Source organism: Paralcaligenes ginsengisoli (genome assembly GCF_054781135.1).
In genome coordinates, this window is record NZ_BAAGUZ010000023.1 from 1 (window position 1) to 15,763 (window position 15,763).

The following is a 15,763-nucleotide window of genomic DNA, read 5'->3' on the forward strand; positions in this document are numbered from 1 at the left end:
GCCGCTCCCTTGCCTCCCGATCCAGGCGCCGGCCGCGGCGGACTCAAGCTCGCTCACCCTGCCTGGGCCGCCACCCCCGCTCGCGTTGAAGTTTTTGTACCGTTGCAGGCCTGTTTTTACGTGCCTATGAGCCAGCGCAAGCCAATGCGACCATGAGATCGCGTGGGCACTTGGTGAGCTTGCCTGGGTTTGTGTGCAAGTGGCAGGTCTTGTTTGTATATGCCTGACATGAAAATATCGAAAACCGCCACGAGGCAACCTTCAGGGCGGGGGCGTTGCAAATTCATCGAATATTAGGGTAATCCCTTGTGTTTGGAGGGCAATCGGCCTAAAATTATTGACTTGTCAATGATTGTGGTATCAAGGTATTTAATGGCGCCGGTAGCTGCTCCTGGTATGACCGAAAGCGGTCGCGTATTGTCGGTGCGTCAGTCGTTCATGGCGATGCTGGGTTTGTGTTTCGTCACTATGATGGTGGCGGTCGATCAGACGGTGGTGGGCACGGCCTTGCCGACCATTGTTGCAGAGCTCAACGGCTTCGAGCTGTACGCCTGGGTTGCCACTTCGTATCTGCTGACCTCGGTGATTACCGTGCCGATATTCGGCCGGCTCGGCGATTACTACGGGCGCAAACGGTTTGTGGTTGCGTCGATCGTGGTGTTCACCGCTGCCTCGGCTTTGTGCGGCATGTCCAATTCCATGCTTCAGCTGGTACTGGCGCGCGCCCTGCAGGGCGTGGGCGGCGGCATGCTGGTGGGCACGGCTTTCGCCTGCATTCCCGATCTTTTTCCCGATTCGTATGTACGCTTGCGCTGGCAGGTGCTGATGAGCGCGGCATTCGGCATTGCCAACGCGGTTGGACCCTCGCTGGGCGGGTTTCTGACCCAGTACGCGGGCTGGCGTTCGGTATTTTATGTGAACCTGCCCATAGGCCTGCTCAGCCTGTGGTTCGTATGGCGTTATTTGCCCTTGATACGCCAGGTTCAGAAGGGCGTCATCCGGCTGGATTGGCCGGGTGCCCTGATGGTGGCTTTAGGGCTGGGCAGCCTGCAGCTGTTTGTTGAGTTGCTGCCCTCGCGTGGCCTGGGCCTGTCGATGATCTTGCTGTGCGTGTTCAGCCTGCTGGTGTTTGTGGCCCTGTTTTATTGGGAGAAGCGCTGTCCCGAACCCTTGCTGCCATTCGAGATGTTCCGCAACAAAAGCCTGGCGGCCCTGTTTTCCCTGTCGCTGCTTGCCGGCTTTTCCATGTTTGCGGTCTTGTTTTATGTTCCCCTGCTGTTGCAGGGCGGGTTTGGGCTGACCCCGCAAGAGGCCGGTGTGCTTATTACGCCACTGGTGGTGTGTATTACCATCGGCAGTATTATCAACGGTCGAATAATTACGCGCCTTCCCAATCCGAATGGCATGCTTTATGCCGGATTCTCGCTGCTCATCCTGTCCTGTCTGGGGATTATCAGCATGGGCCAGGGCACGCCGGGCTGGATCGTCATCATCTATATGATGCTGGGCGGCCTGGGCCTGGGATTTGTCATGCCGAATTTGACTGTCTTCGCTCAGGAAACGGCGGGGCGATCGCATCTGGGGATTGCCACAGCCTTGCTGCAGTCGGTGCGCATGATAGGCGGCATGCTCGGCACCGCCATAGTCGGGACCCTGGTCACTCACTATTATATCAGCGGGGTGCGGCAGGCGGCGCAGGGTCATCAGTCGGCCGTCTGGTTCAAAACCCTGGAAGATCCTCAGATATTGGTGAATATTTCAGTGCAGAACCGTTTTCTGACACAATTGCACCATCTGGGGCTGGACGGAGGCAGTTTCATTGAAGCGGCCCGGCTGTCGTTGGTCGGCGCGGTTCACTCCGGCGTTGCCCTGGCGTTGCTGGTGGCGATTATTGCCTTGGTGTGGGTGCGCCGAGTCCCGTTCATAAGCTTGTCGCGTCGCGCGACCGTCACTGTTCCGGCTGGAGAATAGTATGCCCGATGACGATTTTCCGCAGATCAGGGTGATGCAGAAGCTGGGGCGGACGTATCGCACCCTGCTGGCGGCCTTCAGCGCCAGTATCGGCCAGCCGATGCCCCGCTGGAGGGTAATGCTGATGCTTTATCAGCAGGGGGAAATGTCGCAGAAGCAGTTGTCTGAGTTGCTGCGCATGGACCCTGCCGCCCTGACCCGGCAAATCAAGGTCATCGAGCATCTGGGATGGGTGCGGCGCCATAACGATGCGCTTGACAACCGCCTGACCAATGTCGCGCTGAGTCCGGTGGGAATCCAGGTGGTGGAACAGGCCATGCCCGCACGGAAAGCCTTCATACAAAGGGCGCTTTCCGATTTGTCGGATGCCGATCTCACGGCCCTCAGCGGTACGCTTGATACGCTCGAGCGGCGTCTGCGCGACGAGCTGGCCGCAGGCAATGCGGACAAGCCCTGAGACTTTGAGGGCATTCCATAATTGTGGAAGTGTGCGTTTTGGTAACGCCCGATAACAGGAATTTGACCCTTGGCCTTGGATGTTTCTGGCGGCCATCCCTCGCGCAGTCACGGATTTTGGCCTATCCAGTGGCCTGAGTTGTGGTCAAATTTTAGTGTGGCGCATTAAAATTCATGGCCTGTGAATTCAAACCGGGCCCCATCGGGCCTGGCGCAGGTACAATCGAACCTTTATCCGATTTTTCGCCTGGGCATGGTGCCCGGGTGAATGCCAAACCCATTAATTCAGGCAGGACAGTCAATATCATGAGTGCAATCGTAGATATCATTGGGCGCGAAATTCTGGATTCGCGTGGTAACCCGACCGTTGAATGCGATGTGTTGCTGGAGTCCGGGGCGATGGGCCGCGCGGCTGTGCCTTCGGGGGCTTCCACCGGTTCCCGCGAAGCGATCGAGCTGCGCGACGGCGATGCCGCACGGTATTCGGGCAAGGGCGTTTTGCGCGCCGTTGAAAACCTCAACACCGAAATATCCGAAGCCCTGATGGGGCTCGACGCACAAGAGCAAACCTTTGTCGACCGTACCCTGATCGATCTGGACGGCACTGAATCCAAGGGGCGCCTGGGTGCCAATGCCATTCTGGCGGCCAGCATGGCCGTGGCGCGCGCGGCGGCTGACGAATCCGGCCTGTCCCTGTACCGTTATTTCGGCGGCAGCGGCCCCATGCAAATGCCGGTGCCCATGATGAATGTCATCAATGGCGGCGCTCACGCCAATAACACGCTCGATCTGCAGGAGTTCATGATCCTGCCTCTGGGGGCCGGCAGTTTCCGCGAGGCTCTGCGTATGGGCGCCGAGGTTTTCCACGCTCTCAAGACGCTTATCAATAAACAAGGGATGTCTACGGCGGTTGGCGACGAAGGTGGCTTTGCACCCAGCGTGGCCAATCATGAAGCGGCAATCCAACTGATACTGCAGGCTATTGCCGATGCGGGCTACGAGGCCGGCTCCCAGATTGCGCTGGGCCTGGATTGCGCCAGTTCCGAGTTCTACCGCGACGGCCGCTATCATCTGGCGGGCGAGGGCGGCGTAGTCCTGACTTCGCAAGACTTTGCCAATTTGCTCAGCACCTGGTGCGATAAATATCCCATCATCTCCATCGAAGACGGCATGGCTGAAAACGATTGGGAAGGCTGGAAAATCCTTACCGACCAGCTTGGCAAAAAAATACAATTGGTGGGCGACGATCTGTTCGTGACCAACACCAAGATCCTCAAGCAGGGTATCGATCAAGGTGTTGCCAATTCCATTCTGATCAAAATCAACCAGATCGGCACCCTGACCGAAACCTTTGCAGCCATCGAAATGGCCAAACGTGCCGGCTATACCGCCGTGATTTCCCATCGCTCGGGCGAAACCGAAGACTCCACCATTGCCGATATTGCCGTGGGCACCAACGCCATGCAGATCAAAACGGGCTCATTGTCGCGTTCCGACCGCATGGCTAAATACAATCAGTTGCTGCGTATCGAGGAAGAGCTTGCCGAAGTGGCTACCTATCCCGGACGCGACGCCTTTTATAATCTGCGCTAGGCTTGTGCGCCCGGCCTGGCCGCCGGGCGATCCCGGTTCCAGCAGGCCACGTTTGTTCCGGATTGATATTTCGAGAAACCCGTTATACCGAAGCTCCATTTTCTAAACACAATGCGATTGCTATTTCTCGTTTTGCTGCTGCTGGCGCTTGCCGTCCAATACCCGCTCTGGTGGGGCAAGGGAGGGTGGTTGCGTGTGCACGATCTGCAAAAACAGGTCGCCAGCCAACATGAAACCAACGATGCATTGCTGGCACGCAATAATGCGCTGCAGGCCGAAGTCCAGGATCTGAAATCGGGGACACAGGCCATCGAAGAACGCGCGCGCGGCGAGCTTGGCATGATTAAAGACGGCGAGATCTTTGTGCAGATCCTGGCTCCTCATGAAAAAGAGCCCACTGTCAATACCCCCGTACTCGCCTCTCCCGAGCAAAAGAAGGGCAACTGAGCCTGCATGCCTTCACGGCTTGTTCAAGGCATGCCGCCCGGCCGAACGCCGGAACAGTCAGGGGAAAATGTCGCGAGTTTCAGCCGCTTCCATTTGATCCGCGGCGGATGTGGCCTGGCTGGCCGTCGATACGGTTTGAGTGCTCAGGAAGTTATTGGCGATATGCTTGCCCAGGCGGTGCGATAAGGCCATGATCGTCAAGGTAAGATGTTTGTCGGGGAGCACGGGTATGACACCGCCGTCGCAGACGAACAGATTGTCCATGTCGTGCACTTTGAGATTCGCGTCGACGATGCCTTCGCCTTCGCGGGCAGAGATTGGGGTTGTGCCTGCATAATGTATACCGGTGCCGCTATTGTCGCGCGAGGTGTGCAAGGCGGTCGCCGAGGCTGAGCGCAGCACTTTGCGGCCCCAGGCCATCATGGCGTCCATTCTGGAAACCGCGCCGGGCGGTGTCGAGAAGTCGACATGCACCTGTGGTACGCCATAGCGATCCACGGTGTCGCCAGGGCGCACGCGGTTGCCTGATGTGGCTTCCCCTGCGCAGAACAGGCCAAGCGTCGCATAGCTGTGAAACATCATTCGCGCCAGCCGCTCTTTCAGGAACGGGGGAAATGGCTTCAGGCCTCCCAGATAATGGGGTACGTCGGGCAGCCCGTGGATGGCGTGGCCGATGAATGGAAACGATGAGCCGTCGGGAAGCTTTCCACGCGACAGGAGTATGAGGAGATCTCCGTAGCCGATATCGTAATTGCGCCGCTTGCCCCACAAACGCCACAAGGAAGTCGACAGCACCACTTTGGGATTATCCTGCAGGCCGCGGCCCAGCAGCCCATTGCGGTTGCCCAGGCCAGCCGGATTTTGCTCATCCGCGGAATTGAACAGAATGCGGGGTGTTTCGACGGCGCCTGCGGCCAGTACCACGATTTTGGCCCGCAGCACCCGCCGCTCGCCGGTGGCTGTATCCAGGTATTCCACGCCCGAGATGCGCTGCGTGTCGGGCTGGCGGATCAGCCGTGTCACTTTGGCGTGGGTGCGCAATTCATAATTTGGCAGGTCCGCAATTTCCGGCAGGAGCCTGGACGAGAATTTATAGACGGAACCCACCGGGCAACCTGAAGTGCATATTCCGGTCGATATGCACGATGTTGCCATGCCTGCCCGTGTATTGATTGCCTTGCGGTTCGGGATGGCATGGGAATCGGGGTCGTTCAGTCTGTCGACCGCGGCGACTATCATTTTGTCGACTGGCCGCAAGGGTTTGGGCGGTACAAAAATGCCGTCCGGCAATTCCGCAATGCCTTCAGCGGTCCCGCATACGGTGATGAGCCGCTCGACCGCCGAATAATTCGGGGCAAGCGTGGCGTAGCCTATCGGCCAGTTGCTGAAGTCGCTTTCTCCAAACCGGACGCTGACTCCGTTCCAGAGGTTCTGCAGGCCGTTGACGGCGAGGATCTGGAAGTGCTGGAAGCCGCCTTGCGGACGTTGGGTCGAACCGATTGAACCATCCGCGAACAGGGCGTGCGTGAACAGGCTGTCGTGAGGGTCGTTCGGCCATACCGTATGCGGGTCGATGCCGAAATTCTGCGCGCCGGTGAGCGGCGATATGGCCTTGAACTGGTCGGTGGGCAGCATGCCGCCTTGTTCCAGGGACACTACCCTGAACCCCGCCTGGGCCAGCTCATAGGCAAGAATGCCGCCGCCGGCCCCGGTCCCGACGATACAGACGTCGCAATCCTGGATTTTATCCACGCTTGCCTCCCGCGGGCAGTTCGCCGACCGACTCCAGAAATGCGGGAGAGGCAAAGCGTACGTGCTCCAGAAAAGCTTTGAGGGTGGCGGCTTCCGAACCCAGGTCTGTGGCGCTTAGCCGGCCTGTGTTTTCAAAGTTGGTGCGTATCGAAACCGATTGGAGCGCGCCTCGGACCTGATGGTTTTCGAGTGCGATCCGGGTGACCTGGTCGGCCAGGGGCATGAGCACGGATTGATAGGGGCCAAGAGATATCAGGGCGCGTATCAGCATCCCGGTGTCGTGGCGCGGCGCCAGGCCGCCCGGACTCGCGCCAGTCGTGCCGCCTTGGTCGCCGCGGTCGTGCGGAGCCTGGCCAAGCAGACGCAAGGGCCGGCCTGATTTCAGGTGGCGTTCGATTTCCTCGAGTGAGACGCCGTTGGTTTCAGGAACCAGCTTCAAGGTGAAGAGGATCCCAATAAGGCATGCCAGGGTGTATATCGCGAAGACACCGCCCAGGCCTAGCGAGGAGACCAGGACCGGGAAGGAAAACACCACGATGAAGTTGAAGCCCCAGTTGGCGAGCGAGGCAACGCTCATGCCCAGGCCGCGGGCGTGCAAAGGGAATATTTCCGACATCATGACCCATGGCAAGGGGCCGATACTGGCGGCAAAGGCGGCGATGTAAAGCACGAGGCCCCCCAGTGCCAGCATGTCCAGCGACTTCGCCTCGGTTACCGCTCCGACGGCAATCAGGCCCAGGCTGAGTGCCGTGCCGGCAAAGCCGATGAGAAGCAGGCGCCGGCGTCCGATGCGGTCGATCAGCATCATTCCCACGACCGTCATGGCGACGTTCACGACGCCCACGCCTATGGTTGCGAGGATTTGCGTGGCATGTGAGTCGAATCCGGTTTCCTTGAAAACGGTGGGCGCGTAATAAATGACAGCGTTGATGCCGCTGAGCTGTTGCAGCAGGAACAAGCCCACGCTGACGATCAAGGCGGGGCGGACCGAGGGTGTCAGCAAGTCGGCCCAGGAAGCGGCATGCCTGTCGCTCTGGGCGGTGCGGTTGATGTCGGCCAGCTCGGCGGTGATGGCTGGCGCATCGGGCGAGACGCCATGCAGGCGGGCCATGGCCGCTCTCGCCTCCGGCTGCCTGCCTTTGAGGGCAAGCCACCGTGGCGTATCGTGCAATACATACATGCCGAAAAACAGGGCGATCCCGGGCAGCGCGCCCATCATGAACATCAGGCTCCAGGAGTGATCGAAAGCGAAACTGACCAGATAGGCGCTCAGGATGCCCAGCGTGATTGCCAATTGATAAATGGAGACCAGCATGCCGCGCTTGGCGGGCGGCGCGCTTTCGGAGATATACAGCGGCGCCACCAGGGCGGCAACGCCTACCGCCACGCCCAGCATCAGCCGTGCCAGGCTTAGCATCCATATTGCGGTAATCAATGCGGAAAACACCGCTCCGAGTATGAACAGTATGGCCGCCCAGAGCAAAAGGGCGCGGCGGCCGAAGCGTTCCGATGCCCGTCCGGCAATGAGTGCGCCAAAAAGCGCGCCGAAGGGCACAGCGGCCGTCATCAGCCCCTCGTCCAAAGGGGTGATGCCAAATTCCCCCCGCAGCAGGCTGAGGGCGCCGGCTATGATGCCTTCGTCAAAACCAAACAGAATGCCGGCTATGCCGGCGACAGCCGCAACAAAATAAATCATCTGGAGCCTCCCTCGGGGATCAGGACAGAGCGTTTCATCGCAGAATGCTGTTGGCGACTTTGCGGGCGGCGGTGATGATATCGTCGACATCCTGATCGGTGAGTGTCGACGCAATGGCGAGCAGGGCGCCGCGGGCATGGAATTCATCGCATTTGGCCAGCGCCCCGTGCCGGTAGTCGTAGCCGGCCGCAAAGGCATTCTGCGGATGCGTCCAGGGATAGCCGTCCCGGCTATTGGAGCGGCGGTGAACCAGGCTTGGAATATTTGAATACCAGTGCATGCCCCATTCGCGCATGGTGATGCATGCCAGGCTGCCTTCAGGCCCTGCAATGCCCTCGGCTTTCAGCGCATCGATAAACCGCCGGGCGGTGGCTTCGTCGGGCAGCGTCATCAGCAAGGCGGGCCCGGTGTCGCCGGCGGGATCCGGGACGTGGCGCCAACCCAGGCCCGGGATGTCTTTGAGTGCATTGCGGATTTTCCATTTCGCGCTGCGCATTGCATGGGTGATTTTGGGCAATTTGCGCATCTGGGCAAGCACCATGGCGCCTGTAAGTTCCGACATCCGGGCTCCGATGCCCCAGAGCTGGCAGTCCTCGACAGTGGTATCCAGGCGGCCTGCCTCGTTTCGCGGGTAGCCGAGGTCATGCAGGGCGACGATACGGCGAAAGAGGGCGTCGTTTTCGCAGACGATGAGTCCGCCATCGCCCGACGTCATGTTTTTGTTGAGCTGGAAGCTGAAGATGCCGATATCGCCGAATCGGCCCACCGCACGCCCATTTTGGCTGGCCCCCGCAGCCTGTGCGCAGTCTTCGACGAGAAATAGCTTGTGCTCGCGGCAGATGGCGGCGATTTCGGCAATATTGCCGGGAGCGCCGCTCATGTGGACACACAAGACAGCACGGCTTTGCGGCCCGATCTTGCGTTTCAAGTCTTCCGGGTCGATGCAGAATGTATCATCAATGTCGATCAGTTTCGGTATGGCTCCTGTCCGTACGACGGCTGACACGCAACTCACCCAAAGATATCCGGGAACCAGGACTTCGTCTCCCGGTCCGATATTCAGCGCCGACATGGCGATAGTCAGGGCCGCGGTGCCCGACGACACCCCCAGCGCATGGCGATGGCCGTAAACCTGGCACCATTCGTTTTCGAACGTATCCACCATTTTTTGCGGATCCAGTCCGTAATAGCGAAATGGGCTGCGGGCGCTTATGACGCGATTGACCAGTTCACGCTCTTCTTCGCCGATCCAGTAGGCGCCGGGCAGTTCCCAGGGCAGGGGCGTGGTGCGCACCGGCTGACCGCCATCAATGGCGAGCCGAGTGTCGATTTCCGAATTTATCGGCTGATCGGCGGTCATTGAAATAGCCATGGCTTGTCTCCTGGACGGTTGTTGGTGTTGCTGCGACAGTCAGCGCGAACCCGCACCGGGATCGGCTTCCGGATGATAGTCACAAATTGTAAATTCAGCGTAGGCGCCGCGTTAGGTAAAGCGTCTCAAGGTTTAGTCTATTTGTTGCATCGTGCGCTCTTTTCCGCCCCCCTGCGCGAAGCTATCGTCATGATGCGTTTGTAATGTGGCAAGATGCCCAATTCGGCCGTTTCCCGACTGTGCGTGTTCAGCGAGGTATCCCGAGTTGTCATTTTCAGGCCCGATCTTACGCAGCCCAACCTTACGCATATCGCTTCTTGTGGTTTGCTTCGGGATGCATTTTGGATTCAGCATCACCTCCATTACCGGGGTTCTGGATGCCCTTGCCCGAAATTTCCAGCTCACGCTGCAGAGTGAGCAGATTCTAGTTGCGTCCCTTGTTATTTCGTGTTTTTTTGGAGCCGCCCTGGCCGGGCCGGTGTCGCTCAGGGCAGGGCGCCGATTTACGATATTCCTTACTGTGGCGCTTGCCCTGGCCGGCTACGCCATCAAGCTCGCCGTACCCGATTATGGCTGGCTTATAGTCTCGCGCATGCTGGTCGGACTGGCCACGGGGCTTTCGTCGATGGTCATTCCCATGTATGCCGCCGAGACGGCACCCGCTCGCCATCGCGGTGCGATCGTTGCGCTGTTCCAGCTTGCGATCACCGCCGGAATACTGGCCGCTTACGGTATCGCGCTGGCCTTTGCGTCAACCGTCCCCTGGTCCCGGATTCTTGCCGCCGGAGCCGTACCCATGCTGCTGGGCCTGGTGGCCATTCTGCTGTTGCCGGAGAGCCCGCGCTGGCTGGCCGCGCGGGGCGATTTCAAGCGGGCGCGGAGCGCGGCGGCTAATCTGGACTTGTTGGGCGACTGGGCCGAAATTTCCGCCACGGCCACGCATGGCCGCAAAGAAACAGCATGGGCGTGTTTGAGGCACGGCAGCACGGCAGCCGTGCTCGCGCTGTGCAGCCTGTTGTTCATATTGCAGAATTTGAGCGGCATCGACGGCATTCTCTACTATGCGCCCCGTATATTTCATACGCTGGGTTTTTCTCCCGGCACGGCGGCGCTTTCCGCGACCTTTGGTCTCGGGTTCGCCAATTTCGTGGCGACGCTGGTGGCGCTTGCCGTTGTTGACCGAGCCGGACGGCGGCCACTGCTGATTTGGGGATCGGCCGTAATGATCCTCGGGCTGGCAGCCGTCGTGGCGGCGGCGACTTTCGATTGGCCGTGGGTGGGGCTTGGCGGCCTGTGTCTGTACATTACGGCTTTTGCCGTCAGCCTCGGGCCTTTACCTTATGTCTTGATGTCGGAACTCTTCCCCACGCCTATCCGTGAGCAGGGGATCGCCGTGGCTTCCGCCGTCAGCTGGCTTTTTAACGCACTGATCGCTTTTACATTCCTGTCCATTGTCGAGAGTATCGGGCTTGCCGCGGCCATTGCGCTGTTTCTGGCGGTATGCGTGTTGTCCCTGGTGGTCTGCGTCCTGTTCGTGCCCGAGACACGGGCGAAACCCCTGGAACTGATCGAAGCCGATGTATTGGCCGGCCTGCCCTTGCGTCAGTTGGGTTCTACCCAGCAAGAAACCGGTTTCGACACGATTCCCGGCATGGCTCGCGAGTGCAGAACAGGCCCCGCACAATAATTTGATTCGGTATTTTTTTGGGGTAATCGGTGTCGAAAAAGAATAGAATGGGCCACTGCCAGTAATTTCGGCAGGCGGGCTGGCTGTTTGCCAAGGATCGACACAATGTCTATACACGACCATTCTTCTCCGGACAGCCATAGTCCGGACGGGTTTGAAGAAGGGCATATGCCGGCTTTTGTTGCGTGCCCGAAACCCGCAAACGAGAATTACCGGTACTACAGTGCCGACATATCCGATTTCAGTCCTCGAGATCGTTTTGAAGCATGGCGCCAGACCGCCTTTCAAACCGTCGACCTCCTGCGGCCCGTAGAAAAAGGCAAGGAGTTTCAGGGAAAAACAAGCTGGGTAAATGGCGTGTCGGGAAGTTTTCGCAGTTATGCCGGATCGGCGCATCAAACACATGCCAAGCGTCATTACGACTGGCATGACGGGGTGATGGTATTAATGCTGCTTGAAGAAGGGGCGGTGGATTTTCAAAGCCGGACGGGCGGCTGGCTGCACATGGAGGCGGGCTCGCTGGGTTTGTTCGATTGCATGCGGCTCGAGCGTTTCCGCTGGAGCGATTCGCGGGAAATTCATCTTATGCTGCCGCGGGCGCTCGTTGCCACGGCATTTGGCCGGGATCCAGGGCATTTCAGCGATGCCATTTCCTTGAACTCGGCGGCGCTGTCGCCTTTTCTGCAGGCGCAAATGATCGCCCTGCATCAATGCGCGGGCACTCTGGACAAGGAAAGCCTGGCCAGCATGCTGAACCTTACCATCGACATGGCCTTGATGCTGCTCGGCACCATGTCGGCGCACGGCCATCTGGATCGGGATAAATCGCCTTCCATTTGCTATGCCAGTGCAATCCGTTTCATCGAGGCAAATTACCATCAGCCCGGTCTGGATGCGGATGTCATTGCTCAGGCTTTGGGGGTTTCGCGCGCCAAGCTGTACCGTTTGTTTGCCGGCCAGCAGGCAACGGTCGGCGCCGTGTTGCGCGATATCAGGCTTGATCGGGCACGGCGGCTCATCGAAAATTCGGGGCCAGGCGCGAATATCGGCGCGCTGGCATATGCCTGCGGTTTTGCCGATCACTCAGCCTTCGGAAAATTGTTCAGGAGCCGTTATGGCGTGTCTCCGAGCGAGTGGCGCTCGTCCTGGCTTGCGTCCCGGATGCGGGGAGAACCCTCGTTGACCGCGGCCGGCCGGATATCAACTGCCGACACAGCACAGCGCCACGCCGCAGGCGGGATCGTCTGGCGCAACGGCGGGGCCGTCGGCGAGTCCCTCCGCGGAGGGCGGAGCTGAAGGTGCCGGTGCTACGTCCGAAACGGGCGAGGAAGAATCGAGGCGTGTACCGTCGGGCGGCATTTGGCCCGGCTCGGGCGCCACTGCGCCAGGCAGCGTGAATAGCGGCAGATTCAGGCACCATAGGCCATGGCAAGGGTCGGCCGCAGACATCGATTGGGCCTTTGCGGGGACGTGTTGCCAGACGATTTTCCGATTCGCCGATACCGGCCAGTCCACCGGGTGCGACTGCATGGTAAGTTCGAGTTCCTGGCTGATGGGCAGATAGCCGCCATGCGCCATGGCCTGGCCGGCATAAGACGACTGCGTGCCTAGCTGTTTTATCAATGCCTTCATGCCGGGCAGAATTGGTTCGTGCAGATACGTGACGCGCAAGGCAAGTACATTGGCCTGATAGATCGAAAGGCCGGACCGAGGGCCCTGGCCTTGAGGCCAGCCGAGCGCGCGGTAGCGCTGGTCCTGCTCCGCCTGATAATTGTTGTTGATGGCCGCCAAACCGGTTTTGCGCGCGATGTCCAGGCGCGAATCCGCAAAGTCCTGGAATGACGCTCTGCTGGGAGAGAGGAGTTCGATTTGCCAGGGTGGATTGCCGGTCGTTTGCATCCGCCTGGCGAATGCGATTTTCATCCGGTCGCCGGCAGTTTGATTGGAACCCGATATATACAGCGGCAGCAGGGCTTGCTCGAATGCCGCTTCGATTGCCTGCGGGCTGGCGTGCTGGGTAATGCCGGCGCGGGCCGCCTGCAACAGCGCCACGCTGACGACTTGTTTGACGTAAAACCATTGGGCAAGTTCTATGCTGCCCATGCCGATCAGCAGGATCGGAATGGCACTGACCGAGAATTCAATCAGGCTGGTACCGCGTTGTGCTGTTTTTTCCTTGCATGGCGTACGAGCCGGCAGGCGGGGCCCGCGACGGCTGTCTGGACCGGGAGCACGGCGATAGGGATAGGTGGGCCACATGCCCTCAAGTGTGCCTTGAGCGCGATGCCGCGTCGATTGTGGATTATGCGCAGCGGGATGTGGCTTAGTGTGTTTTTTGAAGTGTTTACGGGATTTGGTGGATTGGTCGCTTTGGTATTTGAAGACGCCGTCTATCGGGGCTTGGGGTCAGGCCCGGCACGGCGTGCTTCATCCGGATTTAGCTCGTCAAGGCGGGCGTCGGTCGAACTCACTACGCCTCGCACACTGCGCGAGGCTCCGTTCAGACAGCGCCCGACGACTTCCCCCGCCTTGCCGAGCTAAATCCGGCGCACGCCTTACGCCGGTCCTGACCCCAAGCCCCGATAGACGGCTCGCGTTAGGGCATGCCTGGAATTCACTTACTCGTATTCGCAGTTATAGGCCTGCACTCATGTCTTTATCGCGTGGCCACTACATCACGATGTGCCAAACCCTGGATTTATTAAGCGCCCGACGCCTCAACGTAGCCTGTGATTGGCTCAACGCGGCTTTCCCAATGTATACCCCGATGCATTACCTCAACGCGAGCCGCAGGGTGGGCGGTGCTGTGCAGTCCGGCGGTAGTCCAGCGCCGGGTGCTGACGAAGGGAAGGCGGGGGCTTTCGGCGGGCGCTGTCTGAGCCCGGCCTCGCGAGGCCGGGCGAGTTCGCCCGACGCCCGCCTGGACGAGGCAGACCCGGGCAGTCGGCTAGCGCAGCTAGCCGACCGCTGGACGTGCCGGACTGCACAGCACCGCCCACCCTGCGGCGTCTTTATAGAAATACTTCCGCCCAGACAGACAACACAGCAACACAGCCCAAAGCCACAGACCAAGCCTAAAAACGGCTCAAAACAAAAGTCACTGAAACGCGCCCACCCCCGCGAACACTTAAACCAAAAATACTCTAGTGCACCGATTTGCGGTCGGGCTGCGCAATGTTCGCGCTTTCCACGAATAGGCCCGCGCAGTCGACCGCGTCGAATTGGTATGGCTTGCCGCAAAAATTGCAGGCAATATCGATATGATCTTGTTCGCTGAGCATGCTTTCGATTTCGCCTCGGCCCAGCATGCGCAGCATATCGGCGACGCGTTCGCGGGTGCATGGGCAATGCCAATGTACCGCCTGCGGTTCGAAGGCGATCAGCGACTCTTCCCAGAACAGGCGGTGTATGAGTGTATCGGTATCCAGGGCCAGCAGTTCGTCGGTTTTCAGTGTGCCGGCCAGATGACCGGCGCGCTCCCACGTGCTTTCATGTGCTTCGGCGCTGGTCGCCGTCGTGCCTCCATGATTGGGCAGGCGCTGCATCAGCAGCCCGGCGCAGTGCTCCGCGTTCGATGCCAGCCACAGGCGCGTGTCCAGTTGCTCGGAATTGCGCATGTAAAGCTCCAGCACTTCGGCGACAGTAGCGCCTTCAAGAGGCACTATGCCTTGATACGGCTGCATATGGGGCGCTTTCTTGCCCGGATCGAGCACGACGATAAAGCGTCCCTGACCGTGGGCGTTGAGCAGGCTTTGCAGCGTTCCGTCCACGGGAATGTCGTGGCCTTCGCGCAGCGTGGCTGTGGCGCGTATTGACAGGTCGGCATTGCATTCGACCACGATGAGCGCAACCGGCCCGTCACCCTGCAACTGCAGAACCAGGGAGCCTTCAAACTTGATATTGGCGGTGAGCAATACCGAAGCTGCAACGAGCTCGCCCAGCAGCTGCCGGACGCATTCGGGGTAGTGCTGATGAGCCAGCCCGGTTTGCCAGGCATGGGTGAGCTTGACGGCCTGGGCCCGTGTACTGTGGTCTTCGAAAAGATATTTTTTCAGTTGATCGGTCATGGAGCCATTTTAGCGTATGGGCATGATATTGCGGTTCAGGGGGCGCTCAACCGGGCGGCCAGCCAGCCCCTATCATGCCTCATCTGTAGAGGGCCTTTTGTCTGGGCCCCGCCGTTGCCATGCCGGCATACGGCGGTATGTCAGGGCAGGCGCTTGAGGCTTTTGCGGTATTGACGGCCCCGCTCTACATAATGGCTGGTATTCTCGTGCATGTTGCGAATTTCGTCGGCCGATAATTCGCGCACGACCTTGCCGATGCCTACAACCAGGGAGTTGTCCGGAATCTGGCGGCCCTCGGGCACGATGGCGCCAGCGCCGATCAGGCAGTTGCGGCCTACATGGGCATTGTTCAGCACGATGGCCTGCATGCCGACCAGAGAGCCTTCGCTGATGGTGCAGCCGTGAAGCATGGCCTGATGCCCGACGGTTACGTTGTCGTGGATCGTCAGCGGGCAGCCGCCATCGACATGCAGCACGCTGCCTTCCTGCACATTGCTGTTGCGTCCTATCCTGATCGGGGCATTATCGCCGCGAATGTTCACATTGGACCAGATGCTGACCCCGGCCGCTATCGTTACATCGCCGATAATGTCGGCGCTTTCGAAAATAAAGGTGTCTTCATCGATGCTGGGGCTTAATGCTTCGAATTGGTAAATCGCCATCGGATATCCAAATAAGTCGGGTTGCTGCGCGTAAAGTCGCCGGCCTGCGCCAGCTGCCTT

At 59.5% G+C, this 15,763-nt stretch carries 12 protein-coding genes; 6 read left to right on the top strand and 6 right to left on the bottom strand.

Translation table 11 applies throughout. The features are described from left to right. Nucleotides 1-396 precede the first annotated feature (396 nt). From ACYVIS_RS11865 to ftsB, 4 genes are all read left to right on the top strand, one after another. Nucleotides 397-1,971: an MDR family MFS transporter gene (locus ACYVIS_RS11865; protein WP_232743843.1), complete on the top strand. Its 1,575-nt coding sequence runs from the start codon at nt 397-399 to the stop codon at nt 1,969-1,971. Nucleotide 1,972: 1 nt separating this feature from the next. Further along, nucleotides 1,973-2,428, top strand: a complete 456-nt coding sequence (locus ACYVIS_RS11870) for a MarR family winged helix-turn-helix transcriptional regulator (protein WP_232743842.1) — start codon at nt 1,973-1,975, stop codon at nt 2,426-2,428. Nucleotides 2,429-2,733: 305 nt separating this feature from the next. Then, a complete protein-coding gene (eno, locus tag ACYVIS_RS11875; RefSeq protein ID WP_232743841.1) occupies nt 2,734-4,020 on the top strand; it encodes a phosphopyruvate hydratase in 1,287 nt (428 codons plus the stop codon). Between the two features lie 111 nt (nt 4,021-4,131). Beyond that, on the top strand, nt 4,132-4,467 hold the full coding sequence (gene ftsB, locus ACYVIS_RS11880) for a cell division protein FtsB (protein WP_232743840.1): 336 nt from the start codon (nt 4,132-4,134) through the stop codon (nt 4,465-4,467). Between the two features lie 57 nt (nt 4,468-4,524). Here the strand turns inward: ftsB and ACYVIS_RS11885 are convergent, their stop codons facing one another. Genes ACYVIS_RS11885 through ACYVIS_RS11895 form a run of 3 tightly spaced genes read right to left on the bottom strand, consistent with a single transcriptional unit; the run spans nt 4,525 to nt 9,287 of the window. Next, on the bottom strand, nt 4,525-6,219 hold the full coding sequence (locus tag ACYVIS_RS11885) for a GMC oxidoreductase (RefSeq protein ID WP_460874047.1): 1,695 nt from the start codon (nt 6,217-6,219) through the stop codon (nt 4,525-4,527). After that, a complete protein-coding gene (locus tag ACYVIS_RS11890) occupies nt 6,212-7,915 on the bottom strand; it encodes a sugar porter family MFS transporter (RefSeq protein WP_460874048.1) in 1,704 nt (567 codons plus the stop codon). Before ACYVIS_RS11890 ends, ACYVIS_RS11885 begins: the two co-directional genes overlap by 8 nt. A 34-nt stretch (nt 7,916-7,949) precedes the next feature. Continuing rightward, nucleotides 7,950-9,287, bottom strand: a complete 1,338-nt coding sequence (locus tag ACYVIS_RS11895; protein ID WP_460874049.1) for a DegT/DnrJ/EryC1/StrS family aminotransferase — start codon at nt 9,285-9,287, stop codon at nt 7,950-7,952. Nucleotides 9,288-9,492: 205 nt separating this feature from the next. Here ACYVIS_RS11895 and ACYVIS_RS11900 point away from each other — a divergent pair, with 205 nt between their 5' ends. Next, on the top strand, nt 9,493-10,974 hold the full coding sequence (locus ACYVIS_RS11900) for a sugar porter family MFS transporter (RefSeq protein WP_460874050.1): 1,482 nt from the start codon (nt 9,493-9,495) through the stop codon (nt 10,972-10,974). Nucleotides 10,975-11,079: 105 nt separating this feature from the next. Next, complete coding sequence (locus tag ACYVIS_RS11905) at nt 11,080-12,270, top strand: AraC family transcriptional regulator (RefSeq protein ID WP_232743835.1); 1,191 nt, start codon at nt 11,080-11,082, stop codon at nt 12,268-12,270. Here ACYVIS_RS11905 and ACYVIS_RS11910 read toward each other — a convergent pair. The 3 genes from ACYVIS_RS11910 to ACYVIS_RS11920 form a co-directional block, all read right to left on the bottom strand. Continuing rightward, nucleotides 12,175-13,233 carry a TadE/TadG family type IV pilus assembly protein gene (locus tag ACYVIS_RS11910; protein WP_460874052.1) on the bottom strand — a complete coding sequence of 353 codons (1,059 nt, stop codon included), beginning with the start codon at nt 13,231-13,233 and terminating at the stop codon, nt 12,175-12,177. The two genes, ACYVIS_RS11905 and ACYVIS_RS11910, sit on opposite strands and share 96 nt — an antisense overlap. 884 nt (nt 13,234-14,117) lie before the next feature. Next, nucleotides 14,118-15,041, bottom strand: a complete 924-nt coding sequence (hslO, locus tag ACYVIS_RS11915) for an Hsp33 family molecular chaperone HslO (protein ID WP_460874053.1) — start codon at nt 15,039-15,041, stop codon at nt 14,118-14,120. A 140-nt stretch (nt 15,042-15,181) separates the two neighbouring features. Continuing rightward, nucleotides 15,182-15,703, bottom strand: coding sequence for a gamma carbonic anhydrase family protein (locus ACYVIS_RS11920; RefSeq protein ID WP_460874055.1), 522 nt, complete (start codon nt 15,701-15,703; stop codon nt 15,182-15,184). Nucleotides 15,704-15,763 lie beyond the last annotated feature (60 nt).

Excerpts from the sequence above, each read along its gene's own strand:
- ACYVIS_RS11865 (WP_232743843.1), top strand. The coding sequence starts at position 397 with ATGACCGAAAGCGGTCGCGTATTGTCGGTGCGTCAGTCGTTCATGGCG.
- ACYVIS_RS11870 (WP_232743842.1), top strand. The coding sequence starts at position 1,973 with ATGCCCGATGACGATTTTCCGCAGATCAGGGTGATGCAGAAGCTGGGG.
- eno (WP_232743841.1), top strand. The coding sequence starts at position 2,734 with ATGAGTGCAATCGTAGATATCATTGGGCGCGAAATTCTGGATTCGCGT.
- ftsB (WP_232743840.1), top strand. The coding sequence starts at position 4,132 with ATGCGATTGCTATTTCTCGTTTTGCTGCTGCTGGCGCTTGCCGTCCAA.
- ACYVIS_RS11890 (WP_460874048.1), bottom strand. The coding sequence starts at position 7,915 with ATGATTTATTTTGTTGCGGCTGTCGCCGGCATAGCCGGCATTCTGTTT.
- ACYVIS_RS11895 (WP_460874049.1), bottom strand. The coding sequence starts at position 9,287 with ATGGCTATTTCAATGACCGCCGATCAGCCGATAAATTCGGAAATCGAC.
- ACYVIS_RS11905 (WP_232743835.1), top strand. The coding sequence starts at position 11,080 with ATGTCTATACACGACCATTCTTCTCCGGACAGCCATAGTCCGGACGGG.
- ACYVIS_RS11910 (WP_460874052.1), bottom strand. The coding sequence starts at position 13,233 with ATGTGGCCCACCTATCCCTATCGCCGTGCTCCCGGTCCAGACAGCCGT.
- hslO (WP_460874053.1), bottom strand. The coding sequence starts at position 15,041 with ATGACCGATCAACTGAAAAAATATCTTTTCGAAGACCACAGTACACGG.
- ACYVIS_RS11920 (WP_460874055.1), bottom strand. The coding sequence starts at position 15,703 with ATGGCGATTTACCAATTCGAAGCATTAAGCCCCAGCATCGATGAAGAC.